We start from the raw sequence: 24,162 nt of genomic DNA on the forward strand, positions 1-24,162 counted from the left end.
ATAGCTCAAAAGCATCGAACAACAGGAAAAGCTCGAACGTCGTTGGGACGCCCGGCTCGACCTGCTGCGCCGCGGCCTGGTGCGCAGCACCCTGGCGGCCGAAGGCACCGACCGGGTGGTCGACCAGTGCATGAAAGAGATGCGCGACGTGGTGCGCACCGACGACATGGACGCCGGCCTCGCCGCCCTGCTGCCGCGCCTGGAGAAGGCCGTGCTCGACTCCGAGCAGCGCCGGGAGACCCGGATCGATCAGGTGAGCACCGCGCTGAATGCGCTGGTCACCCAGTTGCAGGCCTTGCCGTTGCCGCGGGAGGTCGCCCGGCCCCTGAAGAAATTTGCCAAGCAACTCGACACACGGGTCGGCCAGGCCCGGGAAATGCCGCTGCTGCTCAGCGAACTCAGCGGCCTGCAAGGCAAGGCCCTGAGCCAACTGGAGACGCCAACGGAGCCGGGCCGCCCCGGACTGCTGCAACGCCTGTTCGGCACCCGGGACATTGAAGAACAGCCTGAGGCGGAGGCATTGGCGCCCGCGCCCGCCGCTGTCGAGCACGCCGAACCCTCGCAGATCGTTCCTGCCGAGCTGCGTCAGGAAACCGCCCAGAGCGCCGCTGTCCCCGACGAGGCCGCGCCCGTCAGCCAACCGTCGGCGGCCAGCCACGCCACCGAGACCGTGGCACCCGCACCGCCGCCGATCCGGGCCATCCAGCCGGAACCAGAGCCAGAGCCAGAACCAGAGCCGGAAGTGTTCGCCTTCACTCCGCCGCCTGCCGCCGCCGATCCTGATCCACGGCAACCCGAACCGACGGTCACCGAGCCTGCCGCCAACGTGCCGGCGCCTGCTCCGCCCGCCCCCGTTGCGGTGAACCCGGACGAGCTGATCCACCCCGGCGAAAACACCGCCGCGATGATCCTCGACAGCCTGCCCCTGCCCGAGCCCATCGCCCTGGCATTGGCGGCCATCGACCCTGAACAGGCCGAGCACGACATCCTCTACGCCCTGCCGGATTCCCCTGAGCCGTCCTACAGCTCGGTGGCCCGGCACATCGAAGACACCCTGATCGGTCTGCTGGACGACCTGACGCTGCCCGAACGCCACCGCCCGCAAGCGGAGGCGATGCGCGACCGGTTGAAAAATGGCTTGAACTGGTACGAACTGCTGCCGATCCTCGATGATCTGGCGACGTTGATGCTGGCCATCACCGACAGCGGCCAGCACGAGTTCGAGGTGTACCTGCAACAGCTCAACGAACGCCTCGAAGCGTTCCAGAGCAACCTCAAGGCCGCCAGCGAAGGCCACGCCGACAACAGCTCCGCCGCCCGGGCCATGGACACGCAGATCCGTGAGCAGGTCGACGGCCTGCAGAACAGCGTGCAGGAAGCCGCCGACCTGGACGACCTCAAGCAAGTGCTGGAAAACCACCTGGAAGGCCTGCTCGGCACCATGGACCAGCACCAGAAGCAGCGCGACGCCCGTGAGCGGGAAGTGGCTGCACGCCTGAAAAGCCTGGCCGAGCGCGTGGCCCACATGGAGCAGGAAGCGCTCGGCTACCGCGAGCACCTCGAGGAGCAACGCCAGAAGGCCCTGATCGATCCCCTCACCGGCCTGCCCAACCGCGCCGCCTGGAGCGAGCGGCTCGAGCAGGAAATGACCCAGTGGCAGCAACACGGCAACACCTTGAGCCTGGCCATGCTCGACCTCGACCACTTCAAGCGGATCAACGACAACTACGGCCACCTGGCCGGCGACAAGGTGCTGAAGATCATCGCCACGGTGCTGCGCAAGCGCCTGCGCGGCACGGATTTCATCGCCCGCTTCGGCGGCGAGGAGTTTGTCCTGCTGCTGCCGGCCACCACCCCGGCGGTCGGCGCCCGGTTGCTGGAGACCTTGCGCGCCGCCATCGAGGCCTGCCCGTTCCACTTCAAAGGGGAGCGGGTCACGATCACCATTTCGATGGGCTTGGCGGCGTTCAGGCCGGGAGAGCGCAGCGATCAGGTGCTGAAAAGAGCCGATCAGGCGCTGTACCGGGCGAAAAACGCCGGGCGCAACCGGGTGGAGGTCGGCTGAGGGCAATTGTTCCATTTTGTTTAAATCGGGCCGATGGCCGTCGGCGGGCCGGGCAATACGTTACACTGTTGCATTATTGTCCTGCGTGTACTGCTCCCTGCCATGAAATTCCTTGCCCTCATCGTATCGCTGCTCGTGCTGGCCGGTTGCGCCAGCGGCCCGCGGTTCGACACCAGCCATCCTTCGGCCAACCACGACAGCCGCATCCAGTACGTGGTGGTGCACTACACCACCGCCTCGCTGGAGCGCTCGCTGCAATTGCTGACCCGCGGCGAAGTCAGCAGCCATTACCTGATCGGCGACGACAAGAAGGCGACCATCTACAAACTGATGGACGAGAACCTGCGCGCCTGGCACGCCGGCGAAAGCGAGTGGCAAGGGCGCACCTGGCTGAACTCCAGCTCCATCGGCATCGAAATCGTCAACCCCGGCTTCCGGGACACCCCGAACGGCCGCGTCTGGTATCCGTACAGCGAAGCCCAGGTGCAGTCGCTGATCGTGCTGCTCAAGGACATCAGCAAGCGCAACGGCATCAACCCGCGCCACATCATCGGCCACAGCGACATCGCACCGCTGCGCAAGCTCGATCCGGGCCCGCTGTTCCCCTGGAAGCGCCTGGCCGCCGAAGGGCTGGGCCTGTGGCCGAACGAACAGGCGGTCGCCCAGCGGCAGGCGCAGTTCGATGCGCAGCTGCCGGACATCGGCTGGTTCCAGATGCAGTTGGCGCGGCTGGGCTACGCCACCCCGCAGACCGGCGAGCTGGATGTGGCGACCCGCCACGTGCTCGCGGCGTTCCAGATGCATTACCGCCCTTCGCGCTTCGACGGCACGCCGGACGCGCAAACGGCAGCGTTGCTGGTGGTGCTGAACCAGACAAAATAATGACGCCCGCCCGACGGTCAGGGCGAAATCGCAATCAGCAGCTATAACTCATTGGTAATTCTTCGGATATCCATGATGGTAGCTACCCGAGAGACGTTGCGTGGCTGGTTTTATCGCCCGTGGTTTTTGGCGATGCTCGCGGCTGTCCTCAGTGCGAGCCTGCTGATCACCGGCGGACTGTTCGTGGCGGTGCGCCAGGTCGAACAGAACGAAAGCCAGGAGATGAACGCCCAAGGCGCCCGCTTCCTCGCCCGCCTCGAGCAGCTGTTCGGCCAGCTGCGCGAAAGCCTCGACGACCTGGAGGCCCAACCCCTGCGCAGCTGCGACGAGGAAATGATCGCCACCCTGCAGCAGGTCACCTTCAATTACCGCTTCGTCTACGAAGCCGCCTACATGGACGCTTCGCGGATCTGCTCCAACCGTCCGCGCCAGGATGCCCTGTCGGTGGTGCGCCCGCCGGACATCAAGGGCCCGACCTACAGCTACTGGCTCAACACCACCACCGAACCCGACGAGAACCGCGCCGCCCTGATGCTCGGCCGCGGCAACTTCCGCGTGGCCACGTCCCGCGGGCACCTGACCGACATGGTCGACCTGTCGCCCGGCAGCAGCCTGCTGGTGGTGCTGGATCACGGTTCGCGGGCGATTCCGGTGCTCGGCGTGCCGCAGGCCTGGCCGCCCACCGACCCCTGGCCGCCGAAGAACCCGGACGCGCTGCAGGTGACCCAGACTCGCCTGATCTACCGCATGCCCACCGACAATCCGGAGTACCAACTGGTGCTGATCACCCCGCGCACCGGCATGCACATTCCGGAGCTCTGGTGGTGGATGGTGCCGCTGTGCCTGATGCTCGGCGCCTTCGTCGGCCTGCTGGTGTTCTGGCTGGTGCGCCAGCGTCAGTCGCTGGACGCCGAGCTGCACGGCGCGATCCGCCGGGGCGAACTGCAGGTGCTGTACCAGCCGATCTTCGACCTCGACAGCCGCAACTGCGTCGGCGCCGAGGCCCTGCTGCGCTGGCGCCGGCCGGACGGTACGCTGACCAGCCCCGACCTGTTCATTCCGATGGCGGAGAACACCGGGCAGATCCGGCAGATGACCGACTTCGTCCTGCAGCGCCTGCTGGAGCAGTTGGGCCAGTTGCTGCGGGCCAATCCGCAGCTGTACATCTCGGTGAACCTGGCGGCCTGCGACGTGATGGTGCCGCGTATCGGCCAGGTCATGGCCCGGCTGCTGGCCCTGCACCGGGTTGCGGCGCGGCAGATTGCGTTCGAGGTCACCGAACGCGGTCTGATCGACGTGGTGGTGGCGCGGGAAAACCTGCAAGCGCTGCGCGATGTGGGGCACCAAGTGCTGATCGACGATTTCGGCACCGGCTATTGCAGCCTGGCCTACCTGCAGACCCTGCCGGTGGACTGCCTGAAGATCGACAAGGCGTTCATCGACGCCCTCGGCCACGACGCCGCCAGCAGCGGAGTCGCGCCGCACATCATCCATATGGCGCAGGCGCTGGATCTCAAGGTGATCGCCGAGGGCATCGAGCTTGAGTCCCAGGCGGCGCTGCTCAGCAGCGAAGGCGTGAAGTTCGGCCAGGGCTGGCTGTTCGCCCACGCCCTGAGCGCGGTGCAGTTCATCGAGCTGATCACCCGCGGCCGGCGCCTGGCCGGGCGCCGGATCGACGACGAAGCCTAGACCGCCAGCGCCATGTAGAACTGCGTGCCCTGCCCCGGCCGCGAATAGACGCCCATCCGGCCGCCGTGCAGCTGGACGATCTCCTTGCACAGCGCCAGGCCGAGTCCGGCGCCGCCCTTCTTGCGCCCGACCTGGACGAACGGCTCGAAGATCCGCCCCTGCTGGCCGTAGGCGATGCCTTCGCCGTTGTCCTCGACGCTGATGATCACCCGTTCGCCATGGCGCCGTGCCTGGAGGCGGATCAGCCCGTCGCGGGCGGTGTGGCGCAGGGCGTTGTCGATCAGGTTGTCCAGCACCCGGTCCAGCTGCGCCTGATCGACCTGCAGGCGCGGCAACGGCCCCTGCACTTCCACGTTCAGCGCCACGCCCTTGTCCGCCGCCGGGCCGGCGAAACGCAACTGCGCCTGCTCCAGCAGATCCTCGATCGAGCACGGCGCCAGCGAGAGCTTCTGCAGGCCGCTCTGGTAGCGCGAGAAGTTCAGCAGGTCGTTGATCAGTTGCATCAGGCGCTGCATCTCTTCGTTGACCGTGTCCAGCAGGTCGGATTCGCGGGAGTCTTCGGCGAACTTCGCCCGTTCGCGGAACAGGCCGAACGCCATGTGCATGCCGGTGACCGGAGTGCGCAGCTCATGGGAGGCGCGCAGGACAAACTCGCTGCGCACCCGCTCGAAGGCGCGCTGTTCGGTCACGTCATGCAGCACCATCACCGCGCCGAGGATGTGACCCTGGGTGTGGCTCACCGGGGTCAGGCTGAACGTCAGCAGGCGCGATTCGCCGTCGACTTCGACGCTCAGGTCCTCCGGTGCGCGCTCCAGTGTCCCGCCGCGCAGCACCAGTTGCAGATGGGCATCCAGCTCCGGCCGGCCCAGCGCCGCGCCCAGGCCCTGGCCGCAGCGGTCGCTGTCCCAGCCCAGTTGCCGCTGGGCCACCGGGTTGAGGTGTTCCAGATGCCCGTCGCGGTCGATCATCAGCAGGCCGTCATCGATGCTGTCGAGCACCGCCTGCAAGCGCTGCTGGCCGGCCAGCAGCTCGTCGACGTTGGTGGCCTGGTGTTCCCGCAGGGCCTGGGCCATCAAGCCGAAACGCCGGGTGAGCTGGTTCAGTTCCAGCGCGGGGGAAATCGGCAGGGTCACCTCGAAATTGCCCTGGCCGATGCTGTCGGCCGCTTTGGCCAAGGCTTCGATGGGGGCGCCGATGCGCCGGGCGATCCCGTGGGCGGTGATGAATCCGATGACCAGCACCGCCAGGCCCACCAGCCCGAGCAGGCCGGCGATCAGCAGCGCCCGTTGACGGGCGGCCTGCTGCACCGAGTTGATGTTTTCGAGTGCGCGCTTGTGCTCGGTGACCAAGCCGTTGCGCAGGGTGTTGAAGCGCTCGCGCAGGTCGCCGCTTTCGCTCAGGGAGGTGCCCGACCGGTCATACGCCTCCATGAAGCTCAGGTAATCGGCCTTGACCTGAGCGAACCCGCCCGGGCTGCCTTCGCTTTGCCGCTCGTGGGCGATGCCCTCCTCCAGCAGCTCGCGGTAATGCTGGCGCGAGGCTTCGAACGCCACAGGGTCGCGCTTCGCCGACAGCATCATGATCAGTTGGTCGCCCAGGGTCTGGCGCAGCTTGAGGCCCAGGTCGAGGCTGACGAAGTTGTTGCGCACCAGCGCTTCCTGGCTGCCGGCCATCTGCATCACGCTGACCAGGCCCAGCAGCAGCCCCAGCAGGGCCACGGTGATCAGCGCGGAAATGCTCAGGAACAGACGGGTGCGCAACTTCATCGCCAGTTTCATCGTCAACCGCTCACAGGTTGTATTGCTTGCGCTTGCGGTACAGGGTCGACGCGTCGATCCCCAGCGTCTTGGCGGCCTGGTCGAGTGTGCCGGCGGTGGCCAGCACCGCGCCGATGTGGGCCCGCTCCAGTTCGTCGAGGCTCAAGGCGGCGCCGATCCGCGGCGCATTGCCGGCCGGTTGCTCGGCCATGCCGAGGTGGCTGATCTCAACGCGTTCCTGCGGACAGATGATGCTGGCCCGCTCGACCACGTTGCGCAATTCACGGATGTTGCCCGGCCAACGGTAGCCGAGCATCGCCTCGCGGGCCTCGTCGCTGAACACCCGGGCCGGACGCGCGTATTCCTTGACGAAACGGGCCAGGAAGCGTTCGGCCAGGGTGAGGATGTCTTCGCTGCGTTCACGCAGGGGCGGCAGGTGCAGGGTGATGACGTTCAGGCGATACAGCAGATCCTCGCGAAAGCGTCCGTCGCGCACCATGTCTTCAAGATTGAGGTTGGTCGCCGCCAGGATGCGCACATCGGCGCGGCGGGTGACCGGATCCCCGACCCGCTCGTATTCCTTGTCTTGAATGAAACGCAGCAGCTTCGGTTGCAGCGTCAGGGGAAAATCGCCGATCTCGTCGAGAAACAGCGTGCCGCCGTCGGCCTGGTTGACTCGTCCCAGCGTGCTTTCGCTGGCGCCGGTGAAGGCGCCGCGGCTGTGGCCGAACAGCTCGCTTTCCATCAGCTCGGCGTTCAGCGACGGGCAGTTGATCGTGACGCAGGATTTCTTCTCGCGCTTGCTCCAGCCGTGGATGGCACGGGCCAGTTCGCCTTTGCCGGTGCCGGACTCGCCGAGGATGAGGATGTTGGCGTCGGTGCCCGCCACCTGGCGGGCGGTTTCCAGCACGACTTTCATGGCCGGGCTGTGGGAATCGAGGCCGTCCTTGGATTGGCGGACTTCGCCTTCGAGGGCCTCCAGGCGCGCCGAGAGCCGGCGCACCTCCAGTTGCTTGGCGGTGGCCAGGCGCAATTGGTCGGGGCTGCAGGGCTTGACCAGGTAATCGGCGGCACCGGCCTGAATCGCATCCACCGCCGTGTCGACCGCCGAGTGGGCGGTGACGATCACCACCCGCATCCACGGCGCCTGGACGCGCATCTGTGCCAAAACATCCAGCCCGTTGTCCTCGCCCAGGCGCAGGTCCAGGAAGCACAGGTCGAACACCTGCCGCTGCAGCAGCGCATCGGCCTGGGCCGCGCTGGTGGCGGTGGCCACCGTATAGCCTTCGTCTTCGAGGCAGTAGCGGAAGGTTCGCAGGATGGCGGACTCGTCGTCCACCAGCAGAATGCGGCCTTGGTGCTCAGTGGCTGATTCCATTTTTCCTACGCTCCATAAGTGAATGTCTTGGTTTAGTCACAGAAAAATCGGGCAAGTTGCATGGTTGATTCTGATCGATTCCGCCCATGGCAGGGTAGCTCTCTCCCGCCCTCACGGCTAATGCGCTGATTTCTCAGGCAATTGCGATCGAAGCCAGTTCTGCCACCACCTCCCGCCTCTTTTTCTGACATCCGCATCCGGTCATCCATTCAATAAGAATGAAATGTCTGTCGGATCGGTCGTGCAATTCGCACGACGCAGAAGGCGGGCATCGTGCAGGATGCGTCGCCATCTCTTTTCTTTGTTTTTATATCTTGTTGATTTTATTGGATATTTTTCAACAAAAAAGCTGGCATGCGCTCTGCAATACCTCCTCCAGACCGGGCAGATGTTGAACGGCCCCAACGAATAAGAGTGAGGACTCCCGATGACTCGCCCAAGCGCCACCGCAGTACGCCTCTCGTCACGGCACATCCAGCAAGGCCTGTTCGGCGTGCTCGCGCTGCTGGTGACCTTGATCGCCTGCCAGCAATACCTGCGCTGGGAGCTGAGCCAGACCCCCGAACCCCTGATTTCGATGCAGCACCCGGTGCAGACCCACTTCAGCGCCGCCGGCAGCCGGCACGCCGAAGACGGTGCGCTGCGCATGGTCGACGTCGGCCAGCCCCAACCGCTGGACAGCGCGCCACGCGAGGAACGTTGGGTCTTCTGAACGAATCTGGGCGCCTGAACGCCGAGACGGGCAACACCCTTAAACAGAAGTAAGGAGAATCATCATGTTGAGCTGGGCAATCACCTTCCTGATCATTGCCATCATCGCCGCCGTGCTGGGCTTCGGTGGTATCGCGGGCACCGCCACGGGCATCGCCAAGATTCTCTTTGTCGTGTTCCTGGTGATGTTCATCGCCTCCTTCATCTTTGGCCGCCGCGGTCGAGGCTGACCATGGGCGCCTTGAAGACAATGGCTGCCGCCCTGCTCCTGGGCGGCAGCGCCATGGCGATGGCGGCCAATGACGGCCAGACGCGCGTCAACGAGCTGCTCAATGCCGACCCGCAATACCGGGACACGTGGCAGAAGGTCGTGAAAAAAGAGGAGCGCCTGCCGGAATGGGTGATGAACCTCTCCGGTGCGCCGCAGCAACAGATGAATGCCGTTGAAGAGGATGGCGACCAGTACCTGGTCGGGCCGCTGTGCGAAACCGAGCAGACGTGCCTGAACCACCGCCTGATCGTCGCTTTCAGCTTCGACAAGAAACACGCCTATGCCCTGCTGGTCGACGTGCCGGAGGGGCTGCCGGCGGACAAGTCGCCGACGCGGCATGCCACTTTCCGTTTCCTCGGCGAGCCGGATCAAGGCATGCAGGGCCTGCTGACGGAAACGCTGAAGAAGGATCCGAACTGGTACTGAACATGAGGGCAGCCCCGCGCTGCCCTTTATTGCGCCCGCCCGAGGAAGGCCGGCGCATGGCCAAGGGGCCGGGACGTTCTGACTGTTGCAGGGTCGGAGTGACCTACGGGTACAGGGAGTGCCTGCGATGAGGGCCGGGCCAGGGCAATGAAGCCGCGCGCAGGTTCGCCGGCCCGGTGGGGGCCGACGGACTTGCCGAGCGCTTCAATCACGCCAAACGTTGATCTAGAGCGTCCTGCTCGCCGTTCAATCGTTCAGACTGACGCGAAAACCGTTTCGCGGTGTTTCCTGGCGACCGTATATCGAGAAAGAGCCAAATTAAACATCGGGAGTTTTCTCTCTCCAACGTAGGCTTTTTCCCAAATTTTCCGCTGATTGAGATCGTCTGAAAACTATCCAAGCTACGCTGAAATGGCCGGTTCACGGCGCTTATGCCTGCCTGAATGTCGCAATCGAACCGCTTGGGACGCCAGTTTCAATTGAAAAATCTCATGCCGATTCGGCATAGGGTAGTCGCTTACGGCATTAGACGTCGCAACCCCGCATCGGAATAGTTGCGCCTTTTTTCGCCCGCCGGAGAGCCGCGAACGCGCGCCCCGGGCACCTTATACGGAGGCAGATGCAAAGACTTTTCCGCCAATGCGCGTTCCAGTTCCTGCATGTGCCTGTGTCAAACGCAAGTAAGGGTAAAGAATATGAAGAAGGCAAAGCTCAGCCTCGCCTGGCAGATCCTCATCGGTCTGGTGTTGGGGATTGCAATCGGTGCATTGCTCAACCACTTCAGCGCCGAAAAGGCCTGGTGGATCAGCAACGTCCTGCAACCGGCAGGCGATATCTTTATCCGTCTGATCAAGATGATCGTCATCCCGATCGTCATTTCCTCCCTTATCGTCGGCATCGCCGGCGTGGGCGACGCCAAGAAGCTCGGGCGCATCGGCCTGAAGACCATCATCTACTTCGAAATCGTCACCACCATCGCCATCGTCGTCGGCCTGCTGCTGGCCAACGTGTTCCATCCGGGCGCCGGCATCGACATGAGCACCCTGGGCACCGTGGACATCTCCAAGTACAAGGCCACCGCCGCCGAAGTACAGCATGAACATGCGTTCATCGAGACCATCCTCAACCTGATCCCGTCGAACATCTTCGCGGCCATGGCCCGTGGCGAGATGCTGCCGATCATCTTCTTCTCCGTGCTGTTCGGCCTCGGTCTGTCGAGCCTGCAGTCGGACCTGCGCGAGCCGCTGGTGACGATGTTCCAGGGCGTCTCGGAAAGCATGTTCAAAGTCACCCACATGATCATGAACTACGCCCCGATCGGCGTGTTCGCCCTGATCGCGGTGACCGTGGCCAACTTCGGCTTCGCCTCGCTGCTGCCGCTGGCCAAGCTGGTGATCCTGGTTTACGTCGCCATCGCGTTCTTCGGCTTCGTGGTGCTGGGCCTGATCGCCCGCCTGTTCGGTTTCTCGGTGATCAAGCTGATGCGCATCTTCAAGGATGAGCTGGTGCTGGCCTACTCCACCGCGTCGTCCGAAACCGTGCTGCCGCGCGTGATCGAGAAGATGGAAGCCTACGGCGCGCCGAAGGCCATCTGCAGCTTCGTGGTGCCGACCGGCTACTCGTTCAACCTCGACGGTTCGACCCTGTACCAGAGCATCGCGGCGATCTTCATCGCCCAGCTGTACGGCATCGACCTGTCGGTCAGCCAGCAGCTGCTGCTGGTGCTGACCCTGATGGTCACCTCCAAAGGCATCGCCGGCGTGCCGGGCGTGTCCTTCGTGGTGCTGCTGGCCACCCTGGGCAGCGTCGGCATTCCGCTGGAAGGCCTGGCGTTCATCGCCGGCGTCGACCGCATCATGGACATGGCGCGCACCGCCCTGAACGTAATCGGCAACGCCCTGGCCGTGCTGGTCATCGCCCGTTGGGAAGGCATGTACGACGACGCCAAGGGCCAGCGCTATTGGAACTCCCTGCCGCACTGGCGCAGCAAGGACAAGGTTCCGGCGGCCCAGGCCACCAAGAACTGACACAAGCCCTGCTGGCTTCCTACAGTCAGTGGCCGCACAAACGAACCCCGGATCATTTCCGGGGTTTGTCGTTTTCGGCAGCCCCGCTATCATTCGCCGCATCTTCCGGGGGGATTTGACTGATGCTTAACGGCCTGTGGCTTGGCTTCTTCATCGTGGCGGCCGTGTCGGCGCTGGCGCAGTGGCTGGTGGGCGGCAACGCCGGGATCTTCGCGGCGATGGTCGAAAGCATCTTCGCCATGGCCAAGCTGTCGGTCGAGGTCATGGTGCTGCTGTTCGGCACCCTCACCCTGTGGCTGGGCTTCCTGCGCATCGCCGAGAAGGCCGGCATCGTCGAATGGCTGGCCAGGGCCCTGGGCCCGCTGTTCCTGCGCCTGATGCCGGAAGTGCCGCCGGGCCATCCGGCCATCGGCCTGATCACCCTCAATTTCGCCGCCAACGGCCTGGGCCTGGACAACGCCGCCACCCCCATCGGCCTCAAGGCCATGAAGGCCCTGCAGGAGCTCAACCCCAGCGCCACCGTGGCCAGCAACGCGCAGATCCTGTTCCTGGTGCTCAACGCCTCCTCCCTGACCCTGCTGCCGGTCACCATCTTCATGTACCGCGCCCAGCAAGGCGCGCCGGACCCGACCCTGGTGTTCCTGCCGATCCTGCTGGCCACCAGCTGCTCGACCATCGTCGGCTTTCTCTCGGTGGCGGTCATGCAGCGCCTGCGCATCTGGGATCCGGTGGTGCTGGCCTATCTGCTGCCCGGCGCGCTGATCCTCGGCGGCTTCATGGCGCTGCTGGCGACGATGTCGGCGACGGCATTGGCGGGATTGTCGTCGATCCTCGGCAATCTGACGCTGTTCGGCCTGATCATGCTGTTTCTGGTGATCGGTGCGCTGCGCAAGGTCAAGGTCTACGAAGCGTTCGTCGAAGGGGCCAAAGAGGGCTTCGACGTGGCCAAGAACCTGTTGCCGTACCTGGTGGCGATGCTCTGCGCCATCGGCGTGCTGCGGGCCTCCGGGGCACTGGACTTCGGCCTCGACGGGATCCGCCACCTGGTGCAGTGGGCCGGTTGGGACACGCGTTTCGTCGATGCGTTGCCGACGGCGATGGTCAAGCCGTTCTCCGGCAGCGCGGCGCGGGCGATGCTGATCGAGACCATGAAGACCTCCGGCGTGGACAGTTTCCCGGCGCTGGTGGCGGCGACGATCCAGGGCAGTACCGAGACCACGTTCTACGTGCTGGCGGTGTACTTCGGCGCGGTGGGCATCCAGCGTGCGCGGCACGCGGTGGGGTGTGCGCTGCTGGCGGAGCTGGCCGGCGTGCTCGGCGCCATCGGCGTGTGCTATTGGTTCTTCGGCTGATCGTCCTGTGGTGAGGGGGCTTGCTCCCGCCGGACTGCGCTGCTGGCCCTTTTTTGGGCCGCTCCGCGCCCCGGCGGGAGCAAGCTCCCTCGCCACAGCAGCTCACTCGCCACAGGCGTCCCAGCAGGTTCAGGGCCTTTGCAGGACGGCCTTCTGACCTTGCTCCACCGCCCACGCCACCACCTTCGCGGTCAGGCGGTCGCTGGCCTGGCCGAACCCGGCCACCGCCGCCGGCACCTTCACGTCGATCAGCGGTTGGCGCTCCTCGAAGCGGCGGCTGGCGAGGATGCGCTGGTCGTAGCCGCGCACCAGCAGCGCATCCAGGCGCACCACGACGCTGGCGCCGTTGCCCTCATATTCCGTCTGAAACGCTTGCAGGCTGCCGCCCAGCTCCAGGTCCGCCTGGAAGTTGCTGTCGTCGGTGCTCAGCAGCGGCACCCGGCCGTCACGCTGGAAGCCGTCGAGCAGGCGGTTGCGCACCAGCACCGGCGCCGGGTCGCTCCAGCGCGAGGCCTTGTAGGTGCTGATCACATCGCCCTGGGGGATCACGGCGATGCCCGGCCGGTTCAGCGCTTCGCTGGCCTGCAGCTTGTTCAGGCGCAGCGACCAGTGCTGGACGGCCGCCGGGCCGCCCGGGGCGGGCGCCTGGGCGGCGGGCAGGCGGTAGAGGTCCAGCGGCTCCGGCTTGGGCAGGATCGAGCACGAAGCGGCCAGCATGCAACCGGCGAGGAGGGCGAGGCGGGTCGGCTTCATGGGGTGAATTCCTTGTTCTTGTCGTTGCCCAGCAGGTAACCGCTGGGGTTGGCCTCCAGGCGTTGGGAGATGGCGCGCAGCGAGCTCAGGGTCTCGCGCAGTTCGCGCACCGCCGGCGCCAGGCCGTTGAGGCCTTGCAGGCCGCTGTCCAGGGACGTCTGGTTCTTGCTCAACAGGCCGTTGATCGTGGCGCTGCTTTGCTCAAGGGACTTCATCGCCTGCTCGGCGCTGCCCAGGGCCTGCTTGCCCTGATCGTTGAGCAGGCCGTTGGCGTTGCGCATCAGCGCCGACGTCTGTTCGAGCATGCTGCCGGCCTGCTTGCCCACCGCCGCCAGTTGCTGCATGGCCTGGCGCAGGTCGCCGCGCTGGTCGTTGATCGCGCCGGTGGTCTGTTCCAGGTGGGCGAGGGTGTTGCTGATGCGCTCGACGTTCTGCGCCGAAAACATCTGGTTGGCGTTGTGCAGCAGCTCGTTGACCCCGCTCATCAGGTCGTTGCTGTCGTTGAGCAGGCGGGAGATGGGCGAGGGCGTGGCGACGATGGTCGGCAGCTTGCCGTCGTGGCCCTTGAGGTTCGGGCTCTGCGGGGTGCCGCCGCTGAGCTGGATGATCGAGGTGCCGGTGATGCCGGTCAGGGCCAGCTTGGCCAGGGTGTCTTCCTTGATCGGCGTATCGCCGCCCAGGCGGATCCGCGCCAGCACCCGGCGCGGATCCTTCGGGTCGAGCCTGAGGCTGACCACGTCGCCGACCTTGATCCCGCTGTACTGCACCGAACTGCCCTTGGACAGGCCGCTGACCGCCTCGTTGAACACCACTTCGTAATCCTTGAACTCGGTGTCGACGCTGGACTTGGCCAGCCACAGGCCGAAGAGCAGGGCGCCCGCCACCACGATCACGGTGAACAGGCCGATCAACACATGATGGGCTCGGGTTTCCATGTCAGACCTCGTTGAGCTGTGAAGCGGCGCCGAGCGCCGAGCGGCCGCGGGGGCCGTGGAAGTATTCGTGGATCCACGCGTCGTCGGTTTCCGAGACCGCGTCGATCGGCCCGGCCACCAGCACCTTCTTCTGCGCCAGCACCGCCACCCGGTCGGTGATGGTGTAGAGCGTGTCCAGGTCGTGGGTCACCAGAAACACGCTCAGCCCCAGGGCGTCGCGCAGGGTCAGGATCAGTTGGTCGAACGCGGCGGCGCCGATCGGGTCGAGCCCGGCGGTGGGTTCGTCGAGGAACAGGATGTCCGGGTCCAGCGCCAGCGCCCGGGCCAGCGCCGCGCGCTTGATCATGCCGCCGGACAGGGATGCGGGGTACTTGTCCGCCGCCGACAGCGGCAGCCCGGCCAGCGCCAGCTTCACCGCCGCCAGGTGCTCGGCGTCGTCGCGGCTCAGGCCCGCGTGCTCGATCAGGGGCAGGGCGACGTTCTCGGTCACGGTCAGCGAGGAGAACAGCGCGCCCTTCTGGAACAGCACGCCGAAACGCCGCTCGATCAGCGAACGCTCATGCTCGGGCAGGCTCGGCAGGTTCTGGCCGAACACCGTGACGTTGCCTTCGCTGGGCCGGCGCAGGCCGACGATGCTGCGCAGCAGCACCGACTTGCCGCTGCCGGAGCCGCCGACCACGGCCAGGATCTCGCCCTTGTACAGATCCAGGTCCAGGTTCTCGTGCACGCTCTGGCGGCCGAAACGGTTGCACAGGCCGCGGACTTCGATCACCGCCTCGGCGGGGGCACGGGGTGGACGGCTCACCAGCTCATCTCCATGAAGAACAGTGCGGCCACCGCATCGAGCACGATGACCACGAAAATCGACTGCACCACGCTGGAGGTGGTGTGGGCGCCGACCGATTCGGCGCTGCCGCTGACCTTGAAGCCCTCAAGGCAGCCGATCGCCGCGATGATGAACGCGAAGACCGGCGCCTTCACCAGCCCCACCAGGAAGTGCTGGACGCCGATGTCGGTCTGCAGCAGCGACAGGAACATCGCCGGGGAGATCCCCAGCGACACCGCGCAGACCACGCCGCCGCCGACGATGCCGCAGAGCATCGCCAGGAACGTCAGCATCGGCAGCGCCACCAGCAGCGCCAGCACCCGCGGCACCACCAGCAGTTCCATCGGGTCGAGCCCGAGGGTGCGGATGGCGTCGATCTCTTCGTTGGCCTTCATCGAGCCGATCTGCGCCGTGAAGGCGCTGGCGGTGCGGCCGGCCATCAGGATCGCGGTCAGCAGCACGCCGAACTCGCGCAGGAAGGAGAACGCCACCAGATCCACGGTGAAGATGCTCGCCCCGAAGCTGGCCAGCACCGTCGCCCCGAGGAACGCCACCACCGCGCCCACCAGAAAGGTCAGCAGGGCGACGATGGGCGCGGCGTCGAGGCCGGTCTGCTCGATGTGGGCCACCACCGGGGTGATCCGCCAGCGCTTGGGCCTAAGCAGCCCACGGGCGATGGTCTCCAGGATCAGGCCGACGAAGCCCAGCAGCTGCAGGGTGTCCTGCCACACCGTGTCCACCGCCCGGCCGATACGGGTCAGCAGTTGCACGCTGACGCTGATTTCCGGCTCCTTGACCGGCACGCAGAAGTCGCTCAGCGAGCAATACACGGTCTGCAGCAACGCCCGGTCGGCGGCGGAGAGGGTGCAGTCGGGGTGTTCGGCGGACTTGCCCAGGCGTTCGGAGCCGAGCAGTTCCACCAGCAGCGAAGCGCCGGCGGTGTCGAGGGTGCCGAGGCCGTTGAGGTCGATGGGGGTGTCGGCGCCGTACTGGCCGCGCAGCGTTTGGCAAAGGTGCTTGAGCCCGGCGTAGTGGGCCAGCGTCCAGTCGCCCGTGACCCGCAGGCGGGCAGGGGTGAGCGAGGTGTCCAGCCGGGCGTTGCCGGCCATCGGGCTGCTGGTCATAGGCTCCGTGCGTGTGCGGCGGTTACGGAAACCTACGTAATAGCACGAACCGGATTACTTTTCTTTGGCCGGTGTGCTGTCCGGGACGGTGAAACGCAGCACGCCGATCATCTGGCCGTCTTCGGTCAGCACCCGCACCTGCCATTTGCCCGCCGGGTTGGCCGGGAAGTTCTGCTTGTGCGTCCACGCCCGGTAGCCTTCCTTGCGCCCGCCGTGGATGTCGAGGGCGATGCGGTCGACCTCTTTGCCGTTGAACTGCCACACGTGATAGATCCGCTCGTCCAGCCCGCGCGGCGCGTTGATCGCGGTGTAGGCGTAGAGCCCGCCGTTGCGGATCTGCTCGACGCTGACCTCTTCGAGGCTGTCGCCGGGGGTGCGGTCCTGCAGTTGGGTGCTGATCGCCACGTCCGTCATCCACAGCGTGGCCGGCGGCACCCACGAGCGCAGCACCCAGCCGACGGCGCCGATGCCCAGGGTGATGCTGAGGATGGCCAGCGCGTTGCGCACGGTGCGGATCGGGAAGATCGACGCCAGGCTGGGGAACGACAGCGCCACGGCGATGCCCAGCGCCCATTTGAAGCTCTGCGAGGTGGTCAGGTGCAGGATCACCGGCAGCGCGGTGAGGAGGGCGGCGAACAGGGTCAGGGTGTGCAGCGCCAGAAACGCCCAGCGCCGCCGCGCCAGCCATTTGTAGTAGAGCGGGTCGGTGATCGAGATGAACGCGGCGATGCCCAGCAGGCCGGTGAACACCAGTTGGCCGCTGTTCCAGGTCGTGGTGATGAAGAAGAACGGCAGGACGAAGAACAGGCTTTCCTGGTGGATCATCTGCGTGGCGTAGCGCAGCAGCGGCTCGGGGATCTCGCGCTTGAAGATCCGGGTGAACAGTTGGGTGAGGCTGTTTTCCAGCATCAGCCAGATCCAGCTCAGCAGCATGATCGTGGCGATCCAGCTGGCCAGCCCCTGCTGGCGGTCCACCAGGATGAAACTGCCGGCCCCCGAGATGAAACCGCCGAGCGCAATGACCCCGGGATAGCGCTTCATCAGTTCGAGGATGCGCTGGATCAGTCGGGTCAGTTTGAGCATGGGGGCGGTTCGCGGCGGTCGAGGAAAAAACTGCGACAGAGTACCGCCCGCCGGGCGCCGTGGCGAGGCTGCCGATCAGTAAAATCAGCGGACAGGCCCCTGTGGGAGCCGGCCTGCCGGCGATGGCTTCGTGTCGGCCCCATCACCGTTGCATGACACACCGCGATCGCCAGCAGGCTGGCTCCTACAGGATCAGCGGTTGTCAGGCTTGCGGCGGTGCAGGCGCCAGCCCAGCAGGACCAGCAGCAGGGCGCCCAGGCCGCCGCCCAGCAGCCACAGCACCTGGTCGTCGCCGAGCAGCGGCTTCTCGATCCGCAGGTAGCCCGGTTGCAGCAGCAGTTCGCGCATGGCCTTGTTCGCCGCTTCCAGCGTCACCCCTTGCAGCTCCCGGGCGGGGTCGGCGAAACGGCCGTCCTCGTAGTCGCCCAGGGCGCTCCAGTAATAGTCGGCCAGCGCGCTGCTGCCCTGCACGGCCCAGGCCTGGTGGGCGATGGCCGCCTGCTTGAGGCGGGCGAAGGTGTCGGGGTCGAGGCCGTCCCTGAGCAGGTCGGCCTTGAGCCCTTCCAGTTCGCGCTCGGCTTCGGCGATGTCGTCGCGGTCCACGTCGGCGTTGAGGCTCATGAAGCCGACGCCGCCGAACACCTCGCGCTCGGCCCACGGGCCGTAGGACAGCGCATGGGTCAGGCGCAGGCGGCGGTACAGCGCCCAGTCCAGGTATTCCTTGAGCAGGTCGAAGGTCTCGTCGTACTGGTCTTCCAGCACCGGCTCGGGCACCAGCCAGTGCAGCTTGGCGCCGTTGCCGATGAAGCCGCGCATCAGCGTGCGCTCGTGGGCGGCGCTGGCGCTGATGTCCGGCAACGGCCGGTGCTCGCTGGGGTCGACCGCCTGCAGCGCGCCCCAGGCCCGTTCCAGATAGGCCGGCAGCAGCCGGTCGAGCTCGCCGACCACGATCAGGGTCATGTTGTTCGGCGCGTACCAGGCCTTGCGCACTTTCTCCAGCTGCTCGCGGGTCAGGCCGTCGACCTCGGCCCGCTGCGGGCACTTGAGCCCCAGTTCCACCGCCAGTTGATTGCTCGCGCTGTGGCCCAGGTCCTGGCGGTCGAGCCAGCGGCGCAGGTGCGTGTAATGGCCGCCGTCCTCGCGTTCGACCACGCGTTTGGCCGCGTTGATCGCGTTGTCGTCGATGCGCGTGCGGGTCAGCAGGTCCAGCAGCAGGTCGAGCACCTTGCGCTGGTTCTTCGCCGGCGCCTCGATGACGAACGTGGTGTCGGCGTTGCTGGTGAAGGCGTTCCATTCGCCGCCCAGTGCCTGCATGCGTTCCTCCAGGCCGCCTTCGCCGGTGGCGTCGGTGCCGCTGAACAGCAGGTGTTCGAGCAGGTGCGGCAGCTCCTTTTCGTCGCAGCCGAAATCGTCGATGCCGACCCCGACCACCAGCCGGATCGCCACATGTCCGCGTTCGGTGCCGGGCTTGAGCAGCACCTGCAGGCCGTTGGGCAGGGCGTAGCCTTCGACCTGGAAGCGATCCAGGGCCAGGGCGGGCAGGGAACCGAGCAGCAGGCAGGCGAACAGCAGGCAACGCATAACGAGTTTCCGTAAGGCTGAAGGGGGATCCGGGGCGTCTGCGAGGCCCTCATCGCCAGCCGGGGCATGCATTTCAGATGAGGGCCTGAAGGCCGAACCACTGTAACTGACTGGCCACGGCCGCAGACGTTCAAGGCGAATGCGTGATGTCCGTCATGTCGTCCACCGCCAGCGCGCCGGTGTCCGATGTCTCCAGTACCACATAGGCGCTGCCGCAGAACAGTGAATTGAGCCGTTTCATGTCCGCGATCAGTTCAAGGTGCAGCGAACTGGTTTCGATGCTCTGCACGATCTTGCGTTGCAGGCGGCTGACGTGGGCATGGGCCAGGCGCCGCTCCTGGGCGCGGAACCGGCGCTTTTCCCGCAGCAGTTGGCGGGCGCTTTCCTTGTCGCCGCTGAGGAACACCGACAGGCCCAGCCGCAGGTTGGCGATCAGTTGGCCCTGCAGCCCGGCCAACTCCTCCAGTCCGTCGTCGGAGAACGAACGGCGCTGCGAGGTCTTCTGCTGCTGCACCTTGCGCAGCATGCGTTCGATCAGGTCGGCGGCCAGCTTGAGGTTGATCGCCAGCTCGATGGTTTCTGCCCAGCGGCGGCTGTCCTGTTCGCCCAGGTCCTCCCGGGGCATCTGCGCCAGGTACAGCTTGATCGCGCTGTACAGCGCCTCGACGTCATCGGTCAGCCGGCGCACTTCCTGGGTGACGGCGGTCTGCTTGCCGCGCAGCGCATCGAGGGCGGCGTCGAGCATGTTGTCGATCAGGTCGCCCATGCGCAGGGTTTCCCGGGCGGCGTTGGCCAGGGCCAGGCTCGGCGTGGTCAGCGCCGTCGGGTCGAGATGGCGGGGCCGTGCGGTGCCGTTGGCCTGTTCGCGCTCCGGCAGCAGCCAGGCGCACAGCCGCGCCATCGGCCCGACGCTGGGCAGCAGGATCAGGCAGCGCACGCTGTTGTAGAGCAGGTGGAAGCCGATGACCATTTCCTGGGCGCTGAAATCCAGGCTGTCCAGCCAGTGCACCAACGGGTCGAGCACCGGAATGATCAGCAGCAGCCCGATCAGTTTGTACAGCAGGCTGCCCAGCGCCACTTGCCGGCCGGCGGCGTTCTGCATGCTGGCGCTCATGAACGCCAGCACGCCGCTGCCGATGTTGGCGCCGATCACCAGGCCGATCGCCACCGGCAGGCTGATCACGCTGGCGCCGGCCAGGGTCGCGGTCAGCAGCACGGCGGCGAGGCTGGAGTAGGAAACCATCGCGAACAGGGCGCCGACCAGGGCGTCGAGCAGGATGTCGCCGGTCAGCGAGGCGAAGATCACCTTCACCCCTTGGGCATGGGTGATCGGCGTGGCCGCTTCGACGATCAGCTGCAGCGCCAGAATGATCAGCCCCAGGCCGATGGCGACCCGGCCCATCTGGCCCAGCCGCGTCTGCTTGCGCGACAGGAAGAAGATCACCCCGATGAAGATCAGCAGCGGCGACAGCCACGACAGGTCGAAGGTCAGCACCCGCGCCATCAGCGCCGTACCGACGTCGGCGCCGAGCATGGTCGCCAGCGCCGGGGTCAGCGCCATCAGGCCCTGGCCGACGAACGAGGTGACGAGCATGGCGGTGGCGTTGCTGCTCTGCACCATGGCGGTCACGACGATGCCGGCGATGAAGGCCAGCCAGCGCTTGGACATGTTCTGGCCGATGACGTGGCGCAGGTTGGAGCCGTAGACCCGCAGGATCCCGGTGCGGACGATGTGCGTGCCCCAGATCAGCAGGGCCACGGCGGAAAGCAGATTGAGCAGGGTGAGCATTGCAGGCCCCCTGTGATGACGGCGCCCCAGTGGGGCAAGTGAACGGTGCCGCGCGTTTTCTACGTGTTGTACTTAAGCTGTAGTCGGCTAACGGTCTGGGCGCCAGCATCGCACAGCCCAAGCGTCGATTGAAACAAAAGTGTCATGAAAACAGAGCAATGGCCCACCGCCAAAAGACTGTGGGAGCGGGCCTGTCCGCGATGGGGCCGTCACGTTCGACCGTTGGGTCGACTGACGGACCGCCATCGCGGGCAAACCCGCTCCCACAGGGTGTGGCGCATGACCTGACGGGTTACTGGCCCGGAATGTCCTTGCGCAGCTTCACCGGCTCCTGCTGCTGTTTCTTCCGGGCGATCGCGCCGCGCATCTTGATGTTGACCGCTTCGACGGCCAGCGAGAACGCCATGGCGAAGTAGACGTAGCCTTTAGGCACATGCACGTCGAACGCTTCGGCGATCAGCACGGTGCCGACCACCAGCAGGAACGACAGCGCGAGCATCTTCAGCGACGGGTGCTTGTCGATGAACTCGCTGATCTTGCCCGAGGCCAGCATCATCACCAGCACGGCCACGACGATCGCGGCGACCATGACCGGCACGTGGGAGACCATGCCCACGGCGGTGATGACCGAGTCCAGCGAGAACACGATGTCGATGATCGCGATCTGGATGATCGTGTAGAGGAAGTTGCCGCCCTTGCCCGAAGGCGCGTCGTCGCTTTCGTCTTCGCCTTCCAGCGCGTGGTACATCTCCTGGGAGCTTTTCCACAGCAGGAACAGGCCGCCGAAGAACAGGATCAGGTCGCGGCCGGAGATGCCCTGGCCGAACACCACGAACAGGTCGGCGGTCAGGCGCATGACCCAGGTGATCGACAGCAGCAACAGGATCCGGGTGATCATGGCCAGGCCCAGGCCGAAGATCCGGGTGCGGGCCTGCATGTGCTTGGGCATGCGGCTGACCAGGATCGAAATCATGATGATGTTATCGATCCCCAGGACGATCTCCAGGGCGGTCAGGGTGAAGAAGGCAACCCAGATCTCAGGGTTGGTCAGCCATTCCATGTGTATTCCTTTGAGCGAGTGTTAAACCACGACGCCAGCATGGCGCTGGCGACGTGGAAGTGTGGTGCCGTTACAGCGTGCTGAACAGCGGGAAAGTCCCCAACAGCAGCGCGGCCGCCAGTATGCACAGGCAGACCAGCACTGCCCACTTGAGCGTGAAGCGCTGGTGGTCGCCGAACTCGATCCCGGCCAGGGCCACCAGCAGGTAGGTGGACGGCACCAGCGGGCTGAGCAGGTGGACGGGCTGGCCGACGATCGAGGCACGGGCCATTTCCACCGCGGTGATGCCGTAATGGCTGGCCGCTTCGGACAGCACCGGCAGCACGCCGTAGTAGAACGCATCGTTCGACATGAAGAACGTGAACGGCATGCTCACCAGCGCCGTGATCACCGCCAGGTAAGGCCCCAGGAAATCGGGGATCACCGCCAGCAGGCTCTTGGACATGGCGTCGACCATGCCGGTGCCCGACAGGATACCGGTGAAGATACCCGCCGCGAAGATCAGGCTGACCACTGACAGCACGCTGCCGGCGTGGGCCGCGACACGGTCCTTCTGCTGCTGCAGGCAAGGGTAGTTGACGATCATCGCGATGCTGAACGCCACCATGAACAGCACCGGCAGCGGCAGCAGGCCGGCGATCAGGGTGCACATCAGGGCCAGGGTCAGCAGGCCGTTGAACCAGATCAGCTTCGGACGGCGGGCGTCCGGGAACTGCGACACGCTGATCTCGCTGTGGTCGATCTCGTCGCCGACCAGGTGCAGCTCGCCCAGGCGCGCACGTTCACGCTTGCCGTAGAAGTAGGCGATGACCAGGATCGCCACCACACCGGCGGCCATGGCCGGGATCATCGGCACGAAGATGTCCGACGGGTCCACGTGCAGCGCACTGGCGGCACGGGCGGTCGGGCCGCCCCACGGGGTCATGTTCATCACGCCGCCGGCGAGGATGATCAGGCCGGCCATGATCCGCGGGCTCATGCCGATGCGGCTGTACAGCGGCAGCATGGCGGCCACGCAGATCATGTAGGTGGTCGCGCCGTCGCCGTCCAGGGACACGACGAGCGCCAGGACGGCAGTGCCGACCGACACCTTCAGCGGGTCACCCTTGACCAGCTTGAGGATCTTGCGCACGGCCGGGTCGAACAGGCCGGAGTCGATCATCAGGGCGAAATACAGAATGGCGAACATCAGCATCACGCCGGTCGGCGCGAGCTTGGTGATGCCTTCGAGCATCATCGGGCCGATCTTCGGCGCAAAGCCGCCGAACAGCGCGAACAGGATCGGGATGATGATCAGGGCGATCAGCGCGGACAGGCGCTTGGTCATGATCAGGAACATGAACGTGATGACCATGGCGAAGCCAAGGAAAGTCAGCATGGGAATACTCCAGGCGTAGCGCGGCTAGGGAATGGGCGGACCTTGGGGGATCAGCGCAGAACGGGAAGCACGGAACGTACGGGCGGAGTGACAGCGAAGAGGCGGGTTGCAGAGGACATCGGAATCACCATTGTTGTTGTTAATTGGGCCGGGCGGGCGACGTTGCGCACGCATTGGCCAGCCGGTCTGGTGCCGGCAGTGGGGGCGATCCTAATCGGGGAAGCTTTCAGCCAGCTTTCGCCGCCGAAAGCTTCGGGCGAACGGCCAACCGGCCGTCGGATGCGGCTAGAGTCAATGGATCCGGGAACGGGAGGGAAGGGTCATGAACGAACTGCACCACGGCGGCTGCCACTGCGGACACATCCGCTATCAGATCAGCGGGCCCCTGCATGACATCGCCCACTGCCACTGCTCGATCTGCCGGCGGGTCAGCGGCGGCATCGTCACCACGTGGCTGACGGCGCCGGCGGCGGATTTCCGCTGGCTGGCCGGCGCGCCGTCGCGCTATGCGTCGTCGGACACCTGCACGCGGTTCTTCTGCCCGCGCTGCGGGGCGCAGCTGGCGCTGGCGACGCGGCTGAGCCCCGAGAGCATCGACGTCACCGTCGCCACCCTCGACCACCCGGAGCAGGCGCCGGCCGACCGGCACATCTGGACCGACAGCCGGCTGCCGTGGCTGCACCTGGACGAGCACCTGCCGGGGGAACCGGAAGAAACCCTCTGATCAGAAAATGGACAGGTCCAGCGGCCGCACCGCGCCCATCCAGATCGCGTGCTCGGTATGGTCGAGCAGGTCGTCGCCGGTGTCAGGGTGCAGGAACACCACCAGCCCTTTTCGGTTGAGCGCCAGCCACGGCAGCACGTCGCCGATCAGCTCGGGGCCGAACGCCAGTTGGCAGCTCCAGTCCGGGTGCGGGCCGACCAGGCGCTCGTGCATCCGGCCCATCGTCAGGGGGAACCGTTGCGCGGCCTGTTCGCACAAGGCCCGGGCCTGCTCGATCGTGCCGGCATCGTAGTAGACATGGGCGTGATAACCCTTGATCTGTTGCATCTGCAATCCTCTGCATCGAAATTG

General features: G+C 65.8%; 21 protein-coding genes. 9 read left to right on the forward strand and 12 right to left on the reverse strand.

Annotation, left to right across the window (positions count from 1 at the left end; translation table 11 throughout):
* Positions 1-13: 13 nt before the first annotated feature.
* The 3 genes from ACIP0B_RS16105 (at position 14) to ACIP0B_RS16115 (ending at position 4,636) form a co-directional block, all read left to right on the forward strand.
* Complete coding sequence (locus tag ACIP0B_RS16105) at positions 14-2,065, forward strand: GGDEF domain-containing protein (RefSeq protein WP_400833659.1); 2,052 nt, start codon at positions 14-16, stop codon at positions 2,063-2,065.
* 102 nt (positions 2,066-2,167) lie between these two features.
* Positions 2,168-2,947, forward strand: coding sequence for an N-acetylmuramoyl-L-alanine amidase (locus ACIP0B_RS16110; protein WP_400833569.1), 780 nt, complete (start codon positions 2,168-2,170; stop codon positions 2,945-2,947).
* A 72-nt stretch (positions 2,948-3,019) separates the two neighbouring features.
* Positions 3,020-4,636 carry an EAL domain-containing protein gene (locus ACIP0B_RS16115; protein ID WP_400833571.1) on the forward strand — a complete coding sequence of 539 codons (1,617 nt, stop codon included), beginning with the start codon at positions 3,020-3,022 and terminating at the stop codon, positions 4,634-4,636.
* Here the strand turns inward: ACIP0B_RS16115 and ACIP0B_RS16120 are convergent.
* On the reverse strand, positions 4,633-6,414 hold the full coding sequence (locus tag ACIP0B_RS16120; protein ID WP_400833574.1) for an ATP-binding protein: 1,782 nt from the start codon (positions 6,412-6,414) through the stop codon (positions 4,633-4,635). The genes ACIP0B_RS16115 and ACIP0B_RS16120 overlap by 4 nt on opposite strands.
* 10 nt (positions 6,415-6,424) lie before the next feature.
* On the reverse strand, positions 6,425-7,771 hold the full coding sequence (gene algB / locus ACIP0B_RS16125; RefSeq protein ID WP_400833577.1) for a sigma-54-dependent response regulator transcription factor AlgB: 1,347 nt from the start codon (positions 7,769-7,771) through the stop codon (positions 6,425-6,427).
* A 427-nt stretch (positions 7,772-8,198) separates the two neighbouring features.
* On the opposite strand from algB, the gene ACIP0B_RS16130 reads away from it, so the two are divergent.
* From ACIP0B_RS16130 to ACIP0B_RS16150, 5 genes are all read left to right on the forward strand, one after another.
* Positions 8,199-8,483, forward strand: coding sequence for a hypothetical protein (locus ACIP0B_RS16130; RefSeq protein ID WP_400833579.1), 285 nt, complete (start codon positions 8,199-8,201; stop codon positions 8,481-8,483).
* Positions 8,484-8,547: 64 nt separating this feature from the next.
* Positions 8,548-8,712, forward strand: a complete 165-nt coding sequence (locus tag ACIP0B_RS16135) for a DUF1328 domain-containing protein (RefSeq protein WP_085579366.1) — start codon at positions 8,548-8,550, stop codon at positions 8,710-8,712.
* Positions 8,713-8,714: 2 nt separating this feature from the next.
* Complete coding sequence (locus ACIP0B_RS16140; RefSeq protein ID WP_400833582.1) at positions 8,715-9,179, forward strand: inhibitor of vertebrate lysozyme family protein; 465 nt, start codon at positions 8,715-8,717, stop codon at positions 9,177-9,179.
* 695 nt (positions 9,180-9,874) lie between these two features.
* Positions 9,875-11,206 (forward strand): glutamate/aspartate:proton symporter GltP, encoded by a 1,332-nt coding sequence (gene gltP, locus ACIP0B_RS16145; protein WP_400833584.1) that lies wholly within the window; start codon positions 9,875-9,877, stop codon positions 11,204-11,206.
* Between the two features lie 122 nt (positions 11,207-11,328).
* The gene (locus ACIP0B_RS16150; RefSeq protein WP_217894334.1) at positions 11,329-12,558 is read left to right on the forward strand and encodes a nucleoside recognition domain-containing protein; all 1,230 of its coding nucleotides are present in this window, start codon (positions 11,329-11,331) and stop codon (positions 12,556-12,558) included.
* Positions 12,559-12,687: 129 nt separating this feature from the next.
* Here ACIP0B_RS16150 and ACIP0B_RS16155 read toward each other — a convergent pair whose 3' ends face one another.
* From ACIP0B_RS16155 to ACIP0B_RS16195, 9 genes are all read right to left on the reverse strand, one after another.
* Positions 12,688-13,311 carry an ABC-type transport auxiliary lipoprotein family protein gene (locus ACIP0B_RS16155; protein WP_400833586.1) on the reverse strand — a complete coding sequence of 208 codons (624 nt, stop codon included), beginning with the start codon at positions 13,309-13,311 and terminating at the stop codon, positions 12,688-12,690.
* Positions 13,308-14,246: an MlaD family protein gene (locus ACIP0B_RS16160; protein WP_400833588.1), complete on the reverse strand. Its 939-nt coding sequence runs from the start codon at positions 14,244-14,246 to the stop codon at positions 13,308-13,310. The genes ACIP0B_RS16155 and ACIP0B_RS16160 overlap by 4 nt, the downstream gene beginning before the upstream one ends.
* A 1-nt stretch (position 14,247) precedes the next feature.
* The gene (locus ACIP0B_RS16165; protein ID WP_400833590.1) at positions 14,248-15,051 is read right to left on the reverse strand and encodes an ABC transporter ATP-binding protein; all 804 of its coding nucleotides are present in this window, start codon (positions 15,049-15,051) and stop codon (positions 14,248-14,250) included.
* Positions 15,048-16,196 carry an MlaE family lipid ABC transporter permease subunit gene (locus ACIP0B_RS16170; RefSeq protein ID WP_400833593.1) on the reverse strand — a complete coding sequence of 383 codons (1,149 nt, stop codon included), beginning with the start codon at positions 16,194-16,196 and terminating at the stop codon, positions 15,048-15,050. Before ACIP0B_RS16170 ends, ACIP0B_RS16165 begins: the two co-directional genes overlap by 4 nt.
* Before the next feature lie 54 nt (positions 16,197-16,250).
* Positions 16,251-17,279, reverse strand: a complete 1,029-nt coding sequence (locus ACIP0B_RS16175) for a DUF5924 family protein (RefSeq protein WP_400833596.1) — start codon at positions 17,277-17,279, stop codon at positions 16,251-16,253.
* Between the two features lie 192 nt (positions 17,280-17,471).
* Positions 17,472-18,860, reverse strand: coding sequence for a M16 family metallopeptidase (locus tag ACIP0B_RS16180; protein WP_400833598.1), 1,389 nt, complete (start codon positions 18,858-18,860; stop codon positions 17,472-17,474).
* Positions 18,861-18,990: 130 nt separating this feature from the next.
* Entirely contained in the window at positions 18,991-20,649 is a 1,659-nt protein-coding gene (locus ACIP0B_RS16185) for a Na/Pi cotransporter family protein (protein ID WP_400833601.1), read from the reverse strand.
* Positions 20,650-20,941: 292 nt separating this feature from the next.
* Positions 20,942-21,709 carry a TerC family protein gene (locus tag ACIP0B_RS16190; RefSeq protein ID WP_400833604.1) on the reverse strand — a complete coding sequence of 256 codons (768 nt, stop codon included), beginning with the start codon at positions 21,707-21,709 and terminating at the stop codon, positions 20,942-20,944.
* Between the two features lie 70 nt (positions 21,710-21,779).
* Positions 21,780-23,087 (reverse strand): CitMHS family transporter, encoded by a 1,308-nt coding sequence (locus ACIP0B_RS16195; protein ID WP_085579342.1) that lies wholly within the window; start codon positions 23,085-23,087, stop codon positions 21,780-21,782.
* Between the two features lie 322 nt (positions 23,088-23,409).
* Between ACIP0B_RS16195 and ACIP0B_RS16200 the strand changes: the two genes are divergently transcribed.
* On the forward strand, positions 23,410-23,811 hold the full coding sequence (locus ACIP0B_RS16200) for a GFA family protein (protein WP_400833607.1): 402 nt from the start codon (positions 23,410-23,412) through the stop codon (positions 23,809-23,811).
* On the opposite strand, the gene ACIP0B_RS16205 is transcribed toward ACIP0B_RS16200, so the two are convergent.
* A complete protein-coding gene (locus ACIP0B_RS16205) occupies positions 23,812-24,138 on the reverse strand; it encodes a DOPA 4,5-dioxygenase family protein (protein ID WP_400833609.1) in 327 nt (108 codons plus the stop codon).
* Positions 24,139-24,162: the final 24 nt, after the last annotated feature.

The sequence above is a fragment of the Pseudomonas sp. NPDC089534 genome, from assembly GCF_044749305.1.
Classification (GTDB): domain Bacteria; phylum Pseudomonadota; class Gammaproteobacteria; order Pseudomonadales; family Pseudomonadaceae; genus Aquipseudomonas; species Aquipseudomonas ekonensis.

Coding starts and splice junctions, on each gene's coding strand:
- gltP (WP_400833584.1), top strand. CDS start 9,875: ATGAAGAAGGCAAAGCTCAGCCTCGCCTGGCAGATCCTCATCGGTCTG.
- ACIP0B_RS16160 (WP_400833588.1), bottom strand. CDS start 14,246: ATGGAAACCCGAGCCCATCATGTGTTGATCGGCCTGTTCACCGTGATC.
- ACIP0B_RS16140 (WP_400833582.1), top strand. CDS start 8,715: ATGGGCGCCTTGAAGACAATGGCTGCCGCCCTGCTCCTGGGCGGCAGC.
- ACIP0B_RS16155 (WP_400833586.1), bottom strand. CDS start 13,311: ATGAAGCCGACCCGCCTCGCCCTCCTCGCCGGTTGCATGCTGGCCGCT.
- ACIP0B_RS16195 (WP_085579342.1), bottom strand. CDS start 23,087: ATGCTGACTTTCCTTGGCTTCGCCATGGTCATCACGTTCATGTTCCTG.
- ACIP0B_RS16150 (WP_217894334.1), top strand. CDS start 11,329: ATGCTTAACGGCCTGTGGCTTGGCTTCTTCATCGTGGCGGCCGTGTCG.
- ACIP0B_RS16110 (WP_400833569.1), top strand. CDS start 2,168: ATGAAATTCCTTGCCCTCATCGTATCGCTGCTCGTGCTGGCCGGTTGC.
- ACIP0B_RS16205 (WP_400833609.1), bottom strand. CDS start 24,138: ATGCAACAGATCAAGGGTTATCACGCCCATGTCTACTACGATGCCGGC.
- ACIP0B_RS16175 (WP_400833596.1), bottom strand. CDS start 17,279: ATGCTCAAACTGACCCGACTGATCCAGCGCATCCTCGAACTGATGAAG.
- ACIP0B_RS16180 (WP_400833598.1), bottom strand. CDS start 18,860: ATGCGTTGCCTGCTGTTCGCCTGCCTGCTGCTCGGTTCCCTGCCCGCC.
- ACIP0B_RS16135 (WP_085579366.1), top strand. CDS start 8,548: ATGTTGAGCTGGGCAATCACCTTCCTGATCATTGCCATCATCGCCGCC.
- ACIP0B_RS16130 (WP_400833579.1), top strand. CDS start 8,199: ATGACTCGCCCAAGCGCCACCGCAGTACGCCTCTCGTCACGGCACATC.
- ACIP0B_RS16185 (WP_400833601.1), bottom strand. CDS start 20,649: ATGCTCACCCTGCTCAATCTGCTTTCCGCCGTGGCCCTGCTGATCTGG.
- ACIP0B_RS16190 (WP_400833604.1), bottom strand. CDS start 21,709: ATGGAATGGCTGACCAACCCTGAGATCTGGGTTGCCTTCTTCACCCTG.
- ACIP0B_RS16170 (WP_400833593.1), bottom strand. CDS start 16,196: ATGACCAGCAGCCCGATGGCCGGCAACGCCCGGCTGGACACCTCGCTC.
- ACIP0B_RS16120 (WP_400833574.1), bottom strand. CDS start 6,414: ATGAAACTGGCGATGAAGTTGCGCACCCGTCTGTTCCTGAGCATTTCC.
- ACIP0B_RS16115 (WP_400833571.1), top strand. CDS start 3,020: ATGATGGTAGCTACCCGAGAGACGTTGCGTGGCTGGTTTTATCGCCCG.
- algB (WP_400833577.1), bottom strand. CDS start 7,771: ATGGAATCAGCCACTGAGCACCAAGGCCGCATTCTGCTGGTGGACGAC.
- ACIP0B_RS16200 (WP_400833607.1), top strand. CDS start 23,410: ATGAACGAACTGCACCACGGCGGCTGCCACTGCGGACACATCCGCTAT.